This window comes from Microbacterium sp. A84 (genome assembly GCF_051842815.1).
GTDB lineage: Bacteria > Actinomycetota > Actinomycetes > Actinomycetales > Microbacteriaceae > Microbacterium.
Window position 1 is genome coordinate 133,998 of record NZ_JBPXMS010000003.1, and the last position, 16,913, is coordinate 150,910.

A 16,913-nucleotide genomic window follows, 5' to 3' on the forward strand; every position below is an offset into this window, starting at 1 on the left:
GGCCAGACTTCGAACATGAGCGCACCCGACAAGCCCGACTCGACGCCGCCGCACCCGTCGGCCATCGCAAACAGCGGCGCCGTCGGCGTGATCGGTCTGGAACTGCGCGGCGAGACCCCAGCACCGAAGAAGCAGGTCTACTCGTGGGCACTGTGGGACTGGGCGACGCAGCCCTTCAACACCGTCATCCTGACGTTCATCTTCGCTGCTCTCTACCTGACCACCGATGCGTTCATGCCGCCGGAGATCGCAGCACTCGATCCCGACAGTGCGGTGCACAAGGCGGCCGAGGCTGATCTTGCATCCGGTCTGGGGCTCGGTTCCACAATCGCGGCATTCGCGATCCTGCTGTTCGCCCCCGTGCTCGGGCAGCGTGCGGATGCGGCCGGACGCCAGAAGCTCTGGCTCGGAATCGGCACCGGGGCCCTCATCCTCTGCATGTTCGGCCTGTGGTTCGTAGAGCCGACACCGGCACTGTTCTGGCTCGGAGTCGCCTTGATCTCAGCCGGCTCGGTGTTCGGCGAGATCGCAGCGGTGAACTCGAACGCCATGCTGATCGGCATCGCGAACCCTAAGACAGTGGGTAAGATCTCCGGTCTCGGCTGGGGCTTCGGCTACATCGGTGGTGTCATCGCTCTCGTCATCGTCATCGTCTTCTACGCCTTCAACTGGTTCGGAATCTCCGATGACGGAGGCCTGCCCTTCCGGCTCATCGCAGTCGGATGCGCCGTGTGGGCGATCGTCTTCAGCATCCCGATCTTCCTGAATGTGCCGGAGCCGTCACTCGGACGCCCAGAGCGCAAGGTCGGCTTCTTCCGCTCATACGTGCTGCTCACCAAGGACGTCGTCCAGCTCTACCGCTCCCCCGAGACCCGCCCGACGTTCTGGTTCCTGCTCTCCAGCGCGGTGTTCCGCGACGGGCTCGGCGGCATCTTCGCCTTCGGCGCGATCATCGCCGGTCAGGTGTTCGGCTTCGAGTTCCTGGAGCTCGCCATCTTCGGCATCGCCGCCAACCTCATCGCCGGTGTATCCACGATCCTTGCCGGCCGCTTGGACGACCGATTCGGCCCCAAGCGCATCATCCTGTTCGCGCTGGCCGCGATGGTGGTCGCCGGCCTCGCCGTTTTCTTCCTGGTGGATGCCGGAACCATCGTGTTCTGGATCGGCGGTCTGCTGCTGTGCGCATTCGTCGGCCCCGCGCAGGCGGCATCCCGCTCATTCCTGGCACGCGTGACACCGGCCGGGCGAGAGGGTGAGATCTTCGGTCTCTACGCCACGACCGGACGCGCTGCGAGCTGGATGGCATCGGGCGCCTGGACGCTGCTCATCGTGCTCACCGGCTCAACCACATACGGCATCCTCGGCATCATGATCGTGTTGCTCGCCGGATTCCTGCTGCTGCTTCCCGTCAAGGCGACGTCGGTGCGCTGAGACGGAGCCATTGACCAGTCGTCAATTTAGAAGCTCAGCTCTCCCAGTTGTCGGCGAGCTTCGACAGCAACCGGGCGAGCTCGCGACTCTCGCCCTCGGTAAATGACTCAAGCGCACGAGAAAGCACCTGCCGCCGCTCGCCACGCATGCCGCGGGCGATCTTGCGACCCTCATCTGTGAGCGCAATGCGCGTGCGGCGCGCGTCGTCGGGGTCGGCCTCGCGCTGCACGAGGCCACGCTGAACCCCCTGTTGCACCAGGCGCGAGGCGCGAGGCTGGTCGACACCGACGGCTTCACCGAGCGCACTGACGCTGAGTGGTTCGGATGCTATAGCGAGAGCCTCGAGCATCCGCATCCAGGCCGGCCCGCCCAGGCGTCCGCCCGGCCCGCCCGCCCACGGTGGGGGGACGATCCCGCGGGCGCCACGCGGATGCTCGCCGTGCCCTGGGCCGTGTTCGCCGCCGTGACCATGCAAGTCGCCGATGAGGTCGCCGCGCATTCCGTGCGGTCCACCGTGGCCGCGGCCATGCGGTCGCCGCCCACGCAGGCGCGACAGTGCCTGCGCGATGGACTCGGCGGGGTCGGGATTGTCAGTGCTCACGCATTTGATTTTACATGCGACTTGACATGTATCTAATTTGCATGTCACACTACATATACATGCAAGGTTACAAGCAAAGGACTTCTTCCATGAACACCATCAACACTGATGAGAACAACAACACCGAAAACAGTCGCCCATTCGGATTCTGGCTCAAGGCCGTCGATCGCCTGATGGTGGCCGAGTTCGCCTCCGCCTTCGACTCCGAGGGCATCACGCGCCGCGAGTGGCGCCTCCTGAACGTCATCGACGGCACCGCTCCGAGTGGCCACCCGAAGAACGACCGCCCGTCCCAGCCACGTAGGTTGCCCGCCCACAAACTGGCGCGACTGATCGAGCTCGAATGGGTGACGGATGCCGATGGCACCTGGACGCTGACCGACGAAGGCCGCGCAGCCAAGGAACGCCTCGGCAGCATCGTCGAAGGCATCCGCGCGAAGGTCACCGATGCGGTTCCCGCTGAAGACCTCGCCACCACCATGGCCACGCTCGAGCAGCTCGCTCGCGCGTTCGGATGGGATGAGGAGACGCCGCTCCCCCGTGGGCGCGGACATCGTGGTGGGTTCGGGCACCGACACGGGTTCGGACGCCACGGCCACAGTCACAGCCACAGCCACAGCCACAGCCACGACCGCAGCCACGAGGGTTGCCGCCATGGCGAACGCGGCTTCGCGCATGACACCGACCACGAAAACCACGGGCCTCACCCTCACAGCGGGCCTCACGATCACCGCGGCCACGCCCGCGCCCGTTTTGCGCACTTCGCGCAGGGCGCCTACGAGCGGGGCTTCGACTCCGGCTTCAGTCGTGGTCGCGACGACCGCTGACCTGCACCTCGCAGGCTGTATGAACAACGTCGGTTATGAGCGCTCATAACCGACGTTTTCCATACCCCCGCGGTAAAGGGGCAGGCAGGCCGAGGCCTCCGCCGCGGATGTCAGCCTTGCGTCGCCAGGAACACCATGAGGCCGATGGCGCCGACGATCAGCACCGTGAGACCACCGTAGATCGCGATCGTCCAGCCGCGGTAGCTTTGCCCGGCTGTTCCGCCAGCGGCCGGACTGACGTAATTCCGCGTCGCTTCATCGCGAGCCGTTGCGGCGCGTGATGCCGCCGCACGTGACTCAGCTTTCTGTGCAGCGGTCGGCGGCATAACCTCCTGCTTGTGGGCGGATGCCGAGGTCCAGGTGTCGTCGGGCGCCCAAGTGCTGCGTTTGCGGAGCGCAGGAGCGTCCGCTGTGTCAGTTCCGGTGTTCTCGGATGGCGCCGGCGGAACGACCGGCGCGGCACGGGGAGGGGGCGGCGCCCCGAATTTTGGCGGTGGCGGCACTTCGAAACCGTCGATGGCCGCTTCTGCGTCCGGGACGTCGACCGTCTCCGGTGCGGGGACGTCGAATGGCTCCACCCCCGCTGCCAGGGGCGAGGCGGGCGCGATCGGTGCGCCGGCGGGCTGCTCAGTCGTGGCATCCTCGCCGGGACCTTGCGGATTCTCCGTGTTTTCGATGCTCACGCTCTTGATACTACGTGTGCGCCTCGTTCTCCGAGTCTGGTTGACGTCGGGCGATCAGCCGCCGAGTGATCCGACGTCGGTTGTGCCGACATTTGTGCGGTGGAAGTTCTGGAACGAGCGGGATGCCGTCGGTCCGCGCTGGCCCTGATAACGGTTGCCGTAGGGACCGGAGCCGTACGGATTCTCGGAGGGCGAGGAGAGTCGGAAGAAGCAGAGCTGACCGATCTTCATCCCGGGCCAGAGCTTGATCGGCAGGGTAGCGACGTTCGCGAGCTCCAGGGTGACATGACCGGTGAAGCCCGGGTCGATGAAGCCCGCGGTGGAGTGCGTGATGAGGCCGAGACGCCCGAGCGAAGACTTGCCTTCCAGACGTGCAGCGATGTCGTCGGCGAGGCTGACCTGCTCGAAAGTGGCGCCCAGCGCGAACTCGCCGGGGTGCAGAATGAACGGCTCATCCGGCTTCACCTCGATCAGCCTGGTGAGCTCGGGCTGATCCTCGGCAGGATCGATGAAGGGGTACTTGTGGTTGTCGAACAGGCGAAAGTACCTGTCCAGGCGCACGTCGATGCTCGACGGCTGGATCATCTCCGGCTCGTGCGGAGACAGGCCGATCCGGCCGGCGGCGAGTTCTGCTTTGATGTCGCGGTCGCTGAGAAGCACGGCACCAGCCTACGGCCAGATCGCACCGATCCCGTTGCCGAGGGCATTGGCACCGAGGATGAAGAGCAGCACAGCCATGATGGTGTGGTTCTCGCGGGTCAACCAGGTGTGCAGCGCCGCCAGCGGTGTGTGCATACGGTCGGAGGCGATGAGATACGCGACCACCGGGATGATGACTGTGGACGAAGCCATCAGCACGAATACGGCCATGGCGAGCATGAGCCCCTCAAGGCTCAGATCGGCAGCCCCCAGGTCGACGCCGACACTCGCGCCGAGTATCACGTTCTTTGGGTTCGCTGCGGAGAGGATCAGTCCGAACTTCAGACCGTCACCAAAACCGAAGGTGTCGATCTTCTGCATCCACGCCGGCAGCTCAGGCTTCTCATCGCCGTGCGGGCGCTTGCGCCACTGCTTGACCGCCAGCCAGATCAGCAGCCCGCCCAGGACCAGCTTGATCGCGCCTTCCCATGAATTCCGCGCGTGATGCTGATGGGTGGGCAGGATCGACGCGAGGGCGGTGAGCGCCACGATCACCGCAACGGTGCCGACCACCCAGCCGAGCAAGAAGCCCAGGCTGCTCGAGCGGGCACGAGGACTCAAAAGCGTGAGGATCACGACGATGATCGGCACCGGGCTGATCGCGATGCCGACGGCGAACGGGAGCATCTCCCCGATGATGGCGCCCATCAGCTGTGCCTCCGCGGTGCGTGTTCAAAGATGAGGTTCGTTGTGGTTCCGGCGACTTCTTCGCGCACGCTGATCGTGTCGGCGACGAGTTCGCGCAGCGCCTGGGCGTCACGAACGGCGACGTGCACCAGGAAGTCGCGGTCACCGGCGAGGAAGTACACCCGCCGCGTCGCGGGGAGCGACTCGAGATAGTACTGGAAGCGATGGAGGTTGCCGCGGGCGTGAGCTTGGAGCCGGATCGCGATGAGTGCCTCCAAGTGCAGGCCGACGGCTTCGGGATCGATCTCGGCACGGAAACCGATGATCGCGCCGGCGCTTGTCAGGGCGCGCATCCGCTTGTGGCAGGTCGATTCGGCGACGCCAACGCGAGCGGCCAGTTCGGTGTTCGAAACTCGTCCGTCGCGCTCGATCTCGATGAGGATGGCGCGGTCGATGTCGTCGAGGTCTGCGAACCGCGAAGAATCCTTCTCAGACATGACTGATTCCCTTCTCGTCGCGAGGATCCTATTCGTGTTTGGTGCAGTTGGCGAGGATTCTTTCAATCTCAACCGGATGACGGGGCAGATCTGCCATCCTGGACATATCTGTCGTATCTCGACTTCTGTCGCATCTCGGGAGGTTTGCAATGGCGCACTCGATCGTCATCGGAGCTGGCATGGTCGGACTCGCGACCGCTTGGCATCTGCAGGAGCATGGTGTCGAGGTCACAGTCCTTGACCGCACCGGCGTCGCCGCTGGTTCATCCTGGGGAAATGCCGGCTGGCTCACGCCCGGTAAGGCGATTCCGCTGGCTGATCCAAGCCTGTGGACGTATGGACCGAAAGCGCTGCTGGATCCGGATGCCGCACTGCACGTGCCGCTCCGAGTGGATGCCGCACTCTGGGGGTTTCTCGGACGCTTCGCCGCACACGGCACGCACCGCGCGTGGGATCGCACGATGGCGGCACTCACTCCGATCGACAAGCTGGCTCTTTCCGCCTTCGATGAACTCACAGACGGCGGTGTCGACTCGTGGACTCGGGAGGGCCCGTTCGTCATCGGGTTCACGGAAGAGCGGCATGCGAAGGGGTTCCTCGGAGAGATCGCCGGAGTGGTCCGGCACGGACAGGACGCGCCGTTGGAGAGACTGGAGAATCCGCGCGAACTTGCTCCGATGCTTTCGGATGCGGTGAAGGTCGCGTATCGGCTCGACAAGCAACGGTTCCTGGAGCCGGCGCCGTTCGTGCAAGCGTTGGCGGATGCCGTCGTCGCGCGCGGAGCGGTGCTGCGCACCGATGCCGAGGTGGCACGCGTGGACGGTGGGGTTGCTGGTTCTGCTGGTTCTGCTGCGAGTGTGGTTCTCGCATCCGGTGAGCGGCTCTCTGCCGATTCTGTCGTGGTGGCGACCGGGGCGTGGATGCCGAAACTCGCGCGCTCGCTGGGAGTCAGGGTCCCGGTTCAGGCGGGGCGCGGCTACTCATTCACCGTCGACACCGACCAGCCGGCGACGCATCCGGTTTATCTGCCGGCGCAGCGGATCGCCTGCACGCCGTATCAGGGCAGGTTCCGGATCGCGGGGACCATGGAGTTCCGTGGTCCGGACGAGCCACTTCAGGCCCGTCGCATCCAGGCGATCATCAATCAGACACGCACTCTGATGCAGGGCGTGGATCTCGACAATCGGCACGACGAGTGGGTGGGTTCGCGGCCAGTGACTCCTGACGGCCTGCCGATCGTCGGCGCCACGCGCGCACCGGGCGTGTACGTCGCCGGCGGCCACGGAATGTGGGGCATCGTGCTCGGCCCCGCCACGGGCAAGCTGCTCGCCGAGCAGATCGTCACCGGGAAGATACATCCGGCGATCGAGCCGTTCAACCCGTTGCGGTAGCGTCTTGCGGCGGAGCTGACCTCGCTTTTATTGTTATGCTGGCGGGGCGCCGCAAGGCCGCGGGACTGTAGTTCAATGGTAGAACTTCTGCTTCCCAAGCAGATAGCGCGGGTTCGATTCCCGTCAGTCCCTCCATCAATCGCGAAGCCAGATGCTCGCCCACGTCCGGTCAACAACCGCCCGCTGGGATAGAACTCAGCAATCGGGGACCTAGGTCTCTAATACCGCAATCGTTCTCACGAGATAATTCTTCTGCACACTGCTCGGGTTCACCCCGGCCATCAGCGCGCTACCCGAACTTCCCCACTCACCGCCCTCGACCTGGGAATCATCGTCGTTCCCGGAATGTGCAGCCCCATGCGCCCTTCGCAGTCTTCGTTCGCGCCTCACCGTCGCTCCCGCATGGCCGGAGTCGCGACGACGCTGGCACTCATCGCCGGGTCGCTGCTCATGCCACTCTCGGCATCCGCGGCTGCGCCGATCGTGATCGACGACTTCAACGGCAACCGCATCGCGGCGCCGACCGTCACGGTTGAAAACACCGGAACGAGCACCACACCCACTGTCAGCGACCCCGTGAAGCGTATTGAGCTCTACGGCGACGGCAACAGCAGGACTTCAGCTTCGCTGCAATACAGCTTCGCGGAGACAGATCTCACGTCGGCTGGAACCAACACGCAGTTCATGGTTGGCCTCGAGAGCGTGACCCGGGGTCCGGACGTGACCGCCGGCCCCTTAGCGGTCTCCGCGGAGATCACCCTTACCGACGCTTCGGGCAACACCGGACGTTACGGAACGAGCTTCCCAAACGTCGCTGACTTCGATCTCGTATTGAATTTCTACTGCACCCCCGAAACTCCGTCGTGCTTCACCCCGAGCGTCGACTTCACTCGGATCACCGATGTCACACTGACGTTCTACTATCCCCGCAACTATGACCCCGGTCACTCCACCGTCGTCGTTCTTGATGAGCTGCGCACCACCCCGACTGGTGGCGCGCAGCCACTTGCCCCATCTGCAATCGTCACGCACACTGCGCCGGCAGCCACCAATGGGATCATCTGGGTCGATGAGCCGACAATGCTCACGTTCACCACGAGCTTCATGTCCAACGGAGCTCTGGCCGCGCTTGCAGACAACCCCACTGTCGCTGACGTCACGGTCAGCGGCAGCGGCCTGCAGGCCTCGGTCGAGTCTCTTGCGGGAACGAACCCCTACACCGTGAGCGTCCTAGTTGAATCTGGCTCGGGCACACTCACTCCGACAGTTCACGCAGGTGCCATCACAGATACCTGGGGCCAGCCCAGCCTTGCGGGCTCCACGACTGTGACAGTTCAGCAGGGAACCGCTCCCGGTGCGGTCACGCCCGCCGCGCTATCAGCGTTAGTGGATGCGCCTTTTTCCGCCCAGCTCAGTGCGACGGGTACCCCCACGCCGAGCTTCGCTTCGACCGACCTCCCTGCCGGCTTCTCTCTCAGTAGCAGCGGCGTGCTGTCCGGAGTCCCAGCAGCGACCGGCACCTTCGACATCCCTGTACGCGCTGAGAATCAGCTCGGACACACCGATCAGATCGTCACCCTCACTGTCGAGTCCCTCGCGTTCACCAGCCCTGCAGCGGCAACCTTTTCCACAACAGCCATTGGAAGCTTCGACGTCACCTGGACCTCAACCAGCCCTGCAAACCTCAGCGGTCTGGATGACCTGCCGCCAGGCCTCACCGCCACCTCTGACCCGGACGAGAACCGCCTCACCATCGCCGGCACCCCCGACAACGGCGGCAGCTGGACACTCCCACTCGTTCTGACCCTCGCATCCGGCAACACAGTGACGCAGGATCTCGTCATCGACGTGACCGAGGCTCCGCGCTTCACCAGCGGCTCGACTTTCACCGCTGCCGTCGACGTCCCCTTCACTGCCCAGATCACGACGGACGGGTGGCCAGCGCCAGCGCTCACCGTCGTGGCGGAAGACCTTCCTGAAGGACTGACTTTCGTTGACAACCTCGATGGAACCGCGACGCTGAGTGGCACTCCGACGGGCTGGGGAGGAGTCTCCACGCTCGAAGTCAAAGCGACCACCGGCACCGAGACGGCCACGCAACAGCTCAGCATCGAGGTGCACTCCATCCCGGCTGTCGGCGCTCCCCTCGACCTTCGAGCTGAGGTTGGTGCCACAGCGACCACGCGCATCACCGTGCTCGCATTCCCCACTGCGACCCTCACTCCGAGTGCGTTGCCGGATTGGATCACGCTCACCCGTAACTCGGCGACCGAATGGACGCTCACCGCCGCGCCGACGGTACAGGAACAGCCCGTGACCGTGCATCTGACCGCAAGCAATGCCAACGGCGTGACGCCGAGAGACGTCTACGTCTCAACATTCGCCAAGCCGTCGATCTCAGGTCCCACATCGCTCATCTTCGCCCAGGGACAACCAGTGCCCGCAGGCGTGGTCTTCACTCTGTCCGGCGAACCAGCCCCCCTCGCAGAGGGAGGCGCGCTTCCCCCCGGTCTCAATTGGACGGCCACCGACGGCAGCCTGACGATCGCCGGGACACCAACCGAGGTTGGCACCTTCACCGCGACGCTCACGGCCACAAGCGCAGATGGCACCGCCACGCACAACATCACCATCACGGTCGACGAGCTCCCCACGATCGCTAACATCCCCACCTCCGTCTTCCCTCTGGGCACGCCGATCGACGTGAGGGTGGATGCTACGGGAAGCCCGGCGCCCACCATCACCGCGACCGACCTCCCGGACGGGCTCCGCCTCGTCGACACCGACGACGGCGTGAGGATCACTGGCACCCCGACTCATTCTGGGCAGTCGACGGTCACCCTCACCGCGACGAACCGCTCAGGATCCGCGACGACAACGTGGACGATCGAAGCGGGAGAAGGCCCCGCCTTCACCTCCGCCGACGTGGCGACGTTCGAATTAGACGTCGCAACATCGTTTGTTGTCACAACCAGCGGGTACCCCGCACCATCGCTGGCCCTCGGCGACGTACCTCCGACCGGGCTGTCATTCACCGACAACGGTGACGGCACGGCGACGATCGCCGGCACTCCCACCGAAGCGGGAGACCAGACGGTTCGCATTACCGCCACCAACTCTTACGGCAGCGTTGATCAAGCTCTCGCCCTCACCATGTGGGAGGCGCCGATGGTCACCTCTGCACCGGCTGCGTCCTTCCAGGTTGGCGTCGCGGGAGTGTTCCAGGTCACCTCCTCCGGATCCCCGACGCCGTCCCTGACTCTTAGCGGCGCACTCCCCTCCGGGCTGTCATTCTCCGACAACGGCGACGGAACCGCGTCGATCTCCGGGACTCCGGCCGTCCAGTCTGCGGGAACGTTCCCCCTCACCATCACGGCGACCGTCACCCCCGGCGCCGCCCCGGTGCCGCTTCTCGCCCTCGCATTGGCCGTGGGCGAGGTCAGCGCCGTGACGCAGGATCTCACGTTGACGATCGCTCCGGCGGATGCGGTTGACCCCGTCGATCCGGTGGACCCGGTTGATCCCGTGGATCCCGTGGATCCGGTTGATCCGGTTGATCCGGTAGACCCGGTGGACCCGGTGGACCCTGTTGATCCGGTTGATCCCGTGGACCCCGTGGACCCCGTAACCCCCGTGGCACCCATCGATCCTGTGAGCCCGGTCGTCCCCACAACCCCGACAGCTCCGGTGATTCCCGGCGCCCCGGTCGACCCGACAACGCCGAGCGACCCCGGATCGACCCCGGTCGATACAGCACCCACGACTGGCAACATCGCATCCCCTGCCGCTGGTCTCGCTGCAACAGGAGCCGATTCGACCAGCACCTTCGCGCTTGGCGCCTTACTGATGACTACCGGGCTGTTCGTGCGGATGCGAGCGCGGAAGTGGACACGACGCCCTCAGACGAACTGACGGCGCGAGCCGCCGGCATCCGGGCGCCACACCAACCACGAACAAAAGCAGAATGTCCCGCTTCCAACATGGAAGCGGGACATTCTGATTGTCTCAACTGATCAACTGATCAACTGATCAACTGATCAACTGATCTTCGACATTTTCTTCAGCACGACGGCGGCGAGCGATCATGAGCGCTCCACCACCCGCGAGGAGCATCAGCGCTGTTGCCAGCACCCACAAGGTGATCTCGCCACCGGTCGCTGCCAGAGGCGGCGGCTTGGGCAGGTCGTGGGTGGTGCACAGCGTGCTGTCGGGCGCGCACACCGGCTCTTCACCGGTGATTGCGACGACGTTACCCAGCGTGTGGTTGCCCTGCTGGTCGTATGCCTTGACCGTGACGGTGTAGGTGACCGTGACCGTGTCGCCAGATGCCACGGCACCGGTGATGCGGATCGTGTCGCCATCCGTTACAGCCGTGACTGCCTCGTCCGAGGAAGTCGGACCTGCCTGCAGCGTGGCATCGTCGAGCACATCAACCATGTGGTCGGTGTAATCGATCGACACGTCAGCCGCGTCAGCGTTCGTCGACACGTTCTCGAACGTCAGCGTGTAGGTGACGTTCTCACCCTGCGCGACCTCGGTGCCCGATGCCGGGTCCGAAGACTTCGACACGACCACGTCAGAGACATGGTTGATCGTGCAGTCTGCACGCTCACCATCAGCCGGCACGCACTCTGCCGACGGCATCTCACCGGTGTTCACCAGGAAGTTGCCCAGACGGTCATCACCACGCGCACCATCCGCGTTCACCGTGACCGTGTAGGTCACCGTGACCAGCTGGCCCGGCTCGAGAGAACCGAACACGTTGAAGCGACCATCCGTGATCTCCGACACTGTCAACGCTGCATCCGAAGACACCGGCGCCGTGGTCACCGTGACGTCATCCAACACCTGGGTCAGCACGTCGTCACGGTTGACCGCGACCGGAGCCTCACCGGTGTTCTCGAACGACAGGGTGTAGGTGACGACCTGACCGGCCTGGACCGTCGAACCCGATGCCGGGTCGACCGTCTTCCAGTCATCCAGCTCACCAATCGGGTGCTCTGTCGTCGGCGGAACGAACGGGTCACACTCGGCCGCCTCCTCCTCGCACACATACGGGGGCACGTCCGGAGTGAGCACGTTGCCCGCGATGTTGTTACCGCGGTCACCGTCGGCGCCGATCGTGACTTGGTAGGTCACCGTGGCCGTCTCCCCCGGAGCCAGGTCACCGGTCACCCGGATCGTCTGAGCATCCAGATTCAGGTTCGCCGTGATGGCGTCAGCGTGAGCCTCATCCACCACCGGGTCGCTGGTGATCTCACCGTCATCGAGAACATCCGACAGATCATCCGTCGAGTCCACCGGACCTGTTGCCAGACCGCTGTTCGTCCACGACAGGGTGTACGTCACCACATCACCCGCGCTGACCGCTTCACCCGTTGCCGGGTCAGAGACCTTCGCAGGAGTGATCGACGGCAACGGCACCACAACGACGACCGGCGGGCCGCAGGTCTCGGCTTCGGCGCAAACCACGCTAGCCGTGTTGATCATGTCGTGATCACCGAGGTTGGTCACCAGCACCGAGTAGGTGATGGTCACCGACTCACCAGCAGCAAGCGGACCAGACCACGTCAGGTTCGGAGCCGCGAACTCAGGTGCCGGAACCGCAGAGCCATCGGATGCGACCGCCACAGCGTCACCGTTGTAAGCGGCATCGTCGAGCACATCCGTCATGTCGTCAGTCACCGCAGCCGGAGCCTCGGTCGTGTAGTCGCCTTCGCCGTCGTTGGTCACGATGACCGTGTAGGTCACCGTGTCGCCGGTCTCGACGTCCGTCGTCGAATCTGCCGACTTCGTGACGTTGATGTGAGGGATCGGGTTCTCCGTGGGATAGCAATCATCGACACCACAGGTGCCGTCCGCATTGCTCAGCACGTTGCCAAGCACGTGATCAGCCTGATCAGCGAACGCGTTCACGATCACCGTGTACGACACCGTGTACGTCTCACCGGCAGGAACCTCACCAGTGATCCGGAGCTCGGCCCCGTCCAACGTGGCGGTCAGCGCCTCGTTGGAAGTAACGATGGAACCGTCCACCAGGGTGGCATCATCGAGCACGTCCGACAGGTTGTCGAGCGCATCCACAGCCGACGGGGCCTGACCAATCGCCTCGAACGAGAGCGTGTAGGTCACCTGCTGACCCGCGTACACATTCGTACCGGACTCCGGGTCAACCGACTTGTCCATACGCAACTCATCGATCAGGTGCACTGTTTCCGGCGGCGGGGGCGGCACACATTCCTCGTTACCTTCCTCACAGACGTAGGTCGGAAGATCGGGCGTCAGAACGTTTCCGGCGATGTTGTTACCGCGGTCACCGTCAGCGCCGATCGTGACCTGGTAGGTCACCGTGGCCGTCTCGCCCGGAGCCAGGTCACCGGTTACCCGGATCGTCTGAGCATCCAGATTCAGGTTCGCCGTGATGGCGTCAGCGTGAGCCTCATCCACCACCGGGTCGCTGGTGATCTCACCATCATCGAGAACATCCGACAGATCATCCGTCGAATCCACCGGACCCGTTGCCAGACCGCTGTTCGTCCACGACAGGGTGTACGTCACCACATCACCCGCGCTGACCGCTTCACCCGTTGCCGGGTCAGAGACCTTCGCAGGAGTGATGTAGGGAAGGTCCACATCGACGACGACCGGCGGCTCGCAGATCTCACCATCGGCACAGACAATGCTGGCCGTGTTGATCATCTCGTGATCACCGAGGTTGGTCACGGTCACCGTGTACGTGATCGCCACCGACTCTCCGACCGCGAGAGGACCAGACCAGCCGAGCAGTGGCGACAGGTACGACGGAGCCGGAACTTCCGAGCCATCGGATGCCACCGCGACGGCGTCACCGTTATAGGTCGCATCATCCAGCACACCCGACATGTCGTCCGTGATCACCGCGGGGTCGGCCACTGTGTACGCCGCCTCACCATCGTTGGTCACGATGACGGTGTACTCCACCGTGTCACCCGTCCGCACACCCTCAGTCGAGTCTGCAGACTTCGTCAGCGAGAGGTGGCGCACCGGGTGCTCCGTCTCCGGGCAACCGTCAACCTGGCAGGTGCCGTCAGAATTTGTGACTACGTTGCCAAGGTTGTGATTACCCTGTTCGGCATACGCGTTCACCGTCACCGTGTAGGACACAGTGAAGGTCTCCCCTGCCGGCACCAAACCGGCAATAGCCAGCTGCTCCCCGTTCAGGGTCGCTGTCAGTGCTGGATCGGATGTGACGATCGACCCCTCGACGAGAGTCGCGTCGTCGAAGACGTTCGACAGGTCATCGATCACGTCGACGGCAGCTGCCGTCTCGCCGATGCTTGCGAAGCTCACCGTGTAAGTAACGTCCTGACCGGCGAAGACACGAGTGCCATCAGCCGGGTCCGCCGACTTCGTGATCTCGAGCGCTGCCGCCGGGATCCGCACGTCAGCACAGTCCGCACCAGCCGTGGCTGCGTGGTCTGCGGGAACGCAGGCGACGTTGTAGAGGATTTTGTCACCGGTGGTCGAGTCATAGGTGACCGTGTAGGTGATCTCCACCGACTCGTCGACACCCAACGGGCCAGACCAGGTGAGCTCCTGCGCGTCCTCATCGAAGACCGCACCATCCGCAGGTGCCGTGATCTCACCGAACACGGCGTCATCCAGCACCTCAGACAGGTCATCAGTCACCGTTGCGGGAGCATCCTCGGTGTACACACCAGGGCCCTCGTTCGTGACCGTCACCGTGTACGTCACCTCTCCACCATCGGCGGGAAGGTCCGTCACATCAGACGACTTCTCGACCGTGAGCTTCGGCAGAAGACCCTCGGTCGCCGCGCACGGCTCTCCCGTCACCGGGTCGGTGCCGTCTGCGGTTGCCGGGTCGCACGCGGGGATGTCCACTGGTGGCACGGTGGGCGGCGGCGGCGTCACGGGCTGCCATGCAACGTTGCGCACAGTGCCATCGCCACCAGCGGCAAGCGTGACCGTGTACGTGATCGTGACCCACTCGCCAGCAGCGAGCGGACCTGACCAAGACAGGAACGACGGGTCTAGGAACGCAGGATCGGACACAGCCGAACCATCCGATGCCACAGCCACAGCGTCGCCGTTGTACTCCGCATCATCCAACACTCCGGCAAGGTCATCGAAGATGACTGCCGGGTTGCCTGTCGTGAACGGGCCGGTGCCCGTGTTCGTCGCCGTGACCGCGTACTCGACCGTGTCGCCAGGCCGTGAATCGGTCGTCATGCTCGACGTCTTCTCGATACCGAGTTCGCTCTCCGTAAAAGTCACCGCGTAGTCTTCAACCTCGCCAGCGCTGGCAGCACCGGTCGGCAGGAATTCGGTCACATCGCTTGGGAACAGACGGAATCGGGCGAAGGTGTCCTCGGTCACCGTCCCGATGGGGAAGGTCAGGACGTAGTCGGCGGTGCCACTGTTCGCGGGAACAGCTACTGTCACCAGTTCACCAGTATCAAACGTGCCGTTGCCGTCAAGGTCAATCCATCCGGCGATCGTCGCCGCAGCATCCGTGTTATTCGTTGCCGTGACTGTGACGTCGGTCTCCGCGCGACCGTTCACGATGATCGGGCTACTGACGCCGTCCTCGTCGGCAGACGCGTTCTCGTCGTCGCCAAGAGCATCGGCGCTCGCGAAGCCGTCTTCTTCCTCGTCTACGAGAGATCCGAGCATCAGCAGAGCTGTCGTCGAGTCCTCGTCGTAGCCGGGAAGGAGATGACGGGGGCCGTCGTCTTCTAGGCTCGTGCCGTAGCTCGCCGGCGCATCACCAAAGTCTTGGATCGGCTCACACTCATACATGTGGAAATCATCAAAGTTCATCCACGCCTGACCGCCTGTAGTGTGGTCGCTATCCAACGTCTCGTTGCGGATTTCCACGCGGAGGTAGGGCCAAGCCTGACTTGCATCGAGCTGGAAGGTATTGAGCTCCCACGTGGGACGCACACCGTTACCGGCATAGTCGACGACTGGAGTCGAGTACAGCAGCTCGGTGTTGGCGGGCGTCTGCGGCGTGACATCTGCGTGCGGGACGGAGCCAGAAGCAAGGTCATTAGTTCCGAAGAACTGCATGAACCCATTGCCTCCACGGAGAGATCCACCGGCGGCCATGGAGAAGAATCCGACATAGCTTGCATCGGGATTCAGAGATGCGGCCAAGACGTTGACCGCGCCTTCACCGTTGCCTCGGTTGGAGTGACCGCCCTCGAATGCATACCCGTCTGCACCTGCGCGGACCGGCATAGTTCCCTCTACAGGACCACTGTCCAAGTCGGGCGAGAACACGTGATACTGGCCACCGGTCGGGTGGGAGTCCGACCATGACTCTGCGTAACCGATCGTGCTCGCAGATGACGTGCCGTTCGAAAAGTCGCCAGTTCGATCCTCGAAGCTCGGGTTCTGAATCAGGCTGACGGGCACCGGCCGCGTTCCCGCGACGCACAGACCCAAAGCCTCACTTGGGGCATCAAAGAGCTGACGAGGGTGATCGCTTGCGTTGACCACACCGCCTGGGTCTGTCACTTGACCTGCCGTCGCAACGATATCGAAGCGAGCAGAGCTGTCACCCGCGACGAAGCTCGCACCTGTGGGGACGGTGTAGGTGATCTGGTTGGTACCGGCCACGACGGGAGTGTCGTTCGCGATCCGTTCACTCGCGTCGTAGCTGCCGTTCCTGTTGAAGTCGATCCACGCGTTCAGAAAGCCGTCAGCGTCAGAATCCACCCATACCGTCTCCAGACGGGTGGGAACTGAGACGTCCGTGTTGAACGCGACGCCGTCAGCGGCAACGAGGGCGCTCGGGACTATTCTTGGGCTCGCAACCGGGCCAGCGGCGACGGAAGAAACGGACGCATCGGCAGGTGCAGCGTACGCGGCAACGGGAGTGATCACCGCACTTGTGATGCTCAGCAAGCTGGCGACAAGTGTCGTCGATGCGACGACAGCCACGCCTCTGCGACCGGGTACCCACAAAAGTGACGGCCCAGCGAATCTACGAGGGCCCGCTCGTCCCTCCCTGTCACCTATTGATCGTGAACGCTGCACCTCAGCATGTTCTCGCCTAAGCATGAAATCCCCTCCGGTCATGAATGTTAAAGAAACTCGGATACAACTACTGCGAGTCACGGCTATTGGATCAACGATCCATACCGGACAGTCAG

The 16,913-nt window shown here is 63.9% G+C and carries 10 protein-coding genes and 1 tRNA gene; 5 read left to right on the forward strand and 6 right to left on the reverse strand.

Annotated elements, in window-relative coordinates; genetic code table 11:
* The first annotated feature begins 15 nt into the window (after positions 1 to 15).
* Entirely contained in the window at positions 16 to 1,431 is a 1,416-nt protein-coding gene (locus ACSU04_RS13265; protein ID WP_439289885.1) for an MFS transporter, read from the forward strand.
* Between the two features lie 34 nt (positions 1,432 to 1,465).
* Here the strand turns inward: ACSU04_RS13265 and ACSU04_RS13270 are convergent, their stop codons facing one another.
* Positions 1,466 to 2,032: a MarR family winged helix-turn-helix transcriptional regulator gene (locus tag ACSU04_RS13270; protein ID WP_439289886.1), complete on the reverse strand. Its 567-nt coding sequence runs from the start codon at positions 2,030 to 2,032 to the stop codon at positions 1,466 to 1,468.
* Between the two features lie 89 nt (positions 2,033 to 2,121).
* Here ACSU04_RS13270 and ACSU04_RS13275 point away from each other — a divergent pair, with 89 nt between their 5' ends.
* Positions 2,122 to 2,859 carry a hypothetical protein gene (locus tag ACSU04_RS13275; protein WP_439289887.1) on the forward strand — a complete coding sequence of 246 codons (738 nt, stop codon included), beginning with the start codon at positions 2,122 to 2,124 and terminating at the stop codon, positions 2,857 to 2,859.
* 110 nt (positions 2,860 to 2,969) lie between these two features.
* On the opposite strand, the gene ACSU04_RS13280 is transcribed toward ACSU04_RS13275, so the two are convergent.
* The 4 genes from ACSU04_RS13280 to ACSU04_RS13295 are packed head-to-tail and all read right to left on the reverse strand — an operon-like array spanning position 2,970 to position 5,365.
* Positions 2,970 to 3,542, reverse strand: a complete 573-nt coding sequence (locus ACSU04_RS13280; protein ID WP_439289888.1) for a hypothetical protein — start codon at positions 3,540 to 3,542, stop codon at positions 2,970 to 2,972.
* Between the two features lie 54 nt (positions 3,543 to 3,596).
* The gene (dcd, locus tag ACSU04_RS13285) at positions 3,597 to 4,202 is read right to left on the reverse strand and encodes a dCTP deaminase (RefSeq protein WP_439282909.1); all 606 of its coding nucleotides are present in this window, start codon (positions 4,200 to 4,202) and stop codon (positions 3,597 to 3,599) included.
* A gap of 9 nt (positions 4,203 to 4,211) precedes the next feature.
* Positions 4,212 to 4,889 carry a GAP family protein gene (locus tag ACSU04_RS13290; protein ID WP_439289889.1) on the reverse strand — a complete coding sequence of 226 codons (678 nt, stop codon included), beginning with the start codon at positions 4,887 to 4,889 and terminating at the stop codon, positions 4,212 to 4,214.
* Positions 4,889 to 5,365: an Lrp/AsnC family transcriptional regulator gene (locus ACSU04_RS13295; RefSeq protein WP_439289890.1), complete on the reverse strand. Its 477-nt coding sequence runs from the start codon at positions 5,363 to 5,365 to the stop codon at positions 4,889 to 4,891. The genes ACSU04_RS13290 and ACSU04_RS13295 overlap by 1 nt, the downstream gene beginning before the upstream one ends.
* A 149-nt stretch (positions 5,366 to 5,514) precedes the next feature.
* Here ACSU04_RS13295 and ACSU04_RS13300 point away from each other — a divergent pair, with 149 nt between their 5' ends.
* The 3 genes from ACSU04_RS13300 to ACSU04_RS13310 all read left to right on the forward strand — a co-directional run bounded on the left by ACSU04_RS13300 (position 5,515) and on the right by ACSU04_RS13310 (position 10,668).
* Complete coding sequence (locus ACSU04_RS13300; protein ID WP_439289891.1) at positions 5,515 to 6,756, forward strand: NAD(P)/FAD-dependent oxidoreductase; 1,242 nt, start codon at positions 5,515 to 5,517, stop codon at positions 6,754 to 6,756.
* Between the two features lie 61 nt (positions 6,757 to 6,817).
* Positions 6,818 to 6,891: transfer RNA gene (locus ACSU04_RS13305), tRNA-Gly, on the forward strand.
* Between the two features lie 267 nt (positions 6,892 to 7,158).
* On the forward strand, positions 7,159 to 10,668 hold the full coding sequence (locus ACSU04_RS13310) for a putative Ig domain-containing protein (protein WP_439289892.1): 3,510 nt from the start codon (positions 7,159 to 7,161) through the stop codon (positions 10,666 to 10,668).
* Between the two features lie 117 nt (positions 10,669 to 10,785).
* Here ACSU04_RS13310 and ACSU04_RS13315 read toward each other — a convergent pair whose 3' ends face one another.
* A complete protein-coding gene (locus tag ACSU04_RS13315) occupies positions 10,786 to 16,701 on the reverse strand; it encodes a GEVED domain-containing protein (RefSeq protein WP_439289893.1) in 5,916 nt (1,971 codons plus the stop codon).
* Between the last annotated feature and the right edge of the window lie 212 nt (positions 16,702 to 16,913).

What these genes read in the sequence shown, in the direction of transcription:
- ACSU04_RS13265 (WP_439289885.1), top strand. Translation starts at nt 16, where the DNA reads ATGAGCGCACCCGACAAGCCCGACTCGACGCCGCCGCACCCGTCGGCC.
- ACSU04_RS13300 (WP_439289891.1), top strand. Translation starts at nt 5,515, where the DNA reads ATGGCGCACTCGATCGTCATCGGAGCTGGCATGGTCGGACTCGCGACC.
- ACSU04_RS13310 (WP_439289892.1), top strand. Translation starts at nt 7,159, where the DNA reads ATGGCCGGAGTCGCGACGACGCTGGCACTCATCGCCGGGTCGCTGCTC.
- ACSU04_RS13275 (WP_439289887.1), top strand. Translation starts at nt 2,122, where the DNA reads ATGAACACCATCAACACTGATGAGAACAACAACACCGAAAACAGTCGC.
- ACSU04_RS13295 (WP_439289890.1), bottom strand. Translation starts at nt 5,365, where the DNA reads ATGTCTGAGAAGGATTCTTCGCGGTTCGCAGACCTCGACGACATCGAC.
- ACSU04_RS13290 (WP_439289889.1), bottom strand. Translation starts at nt 4,889, where the DNA reads ATGGGCGCCATCATCGGGGAGATGCTCCCGTTCGCCGTCGGCATCGCG.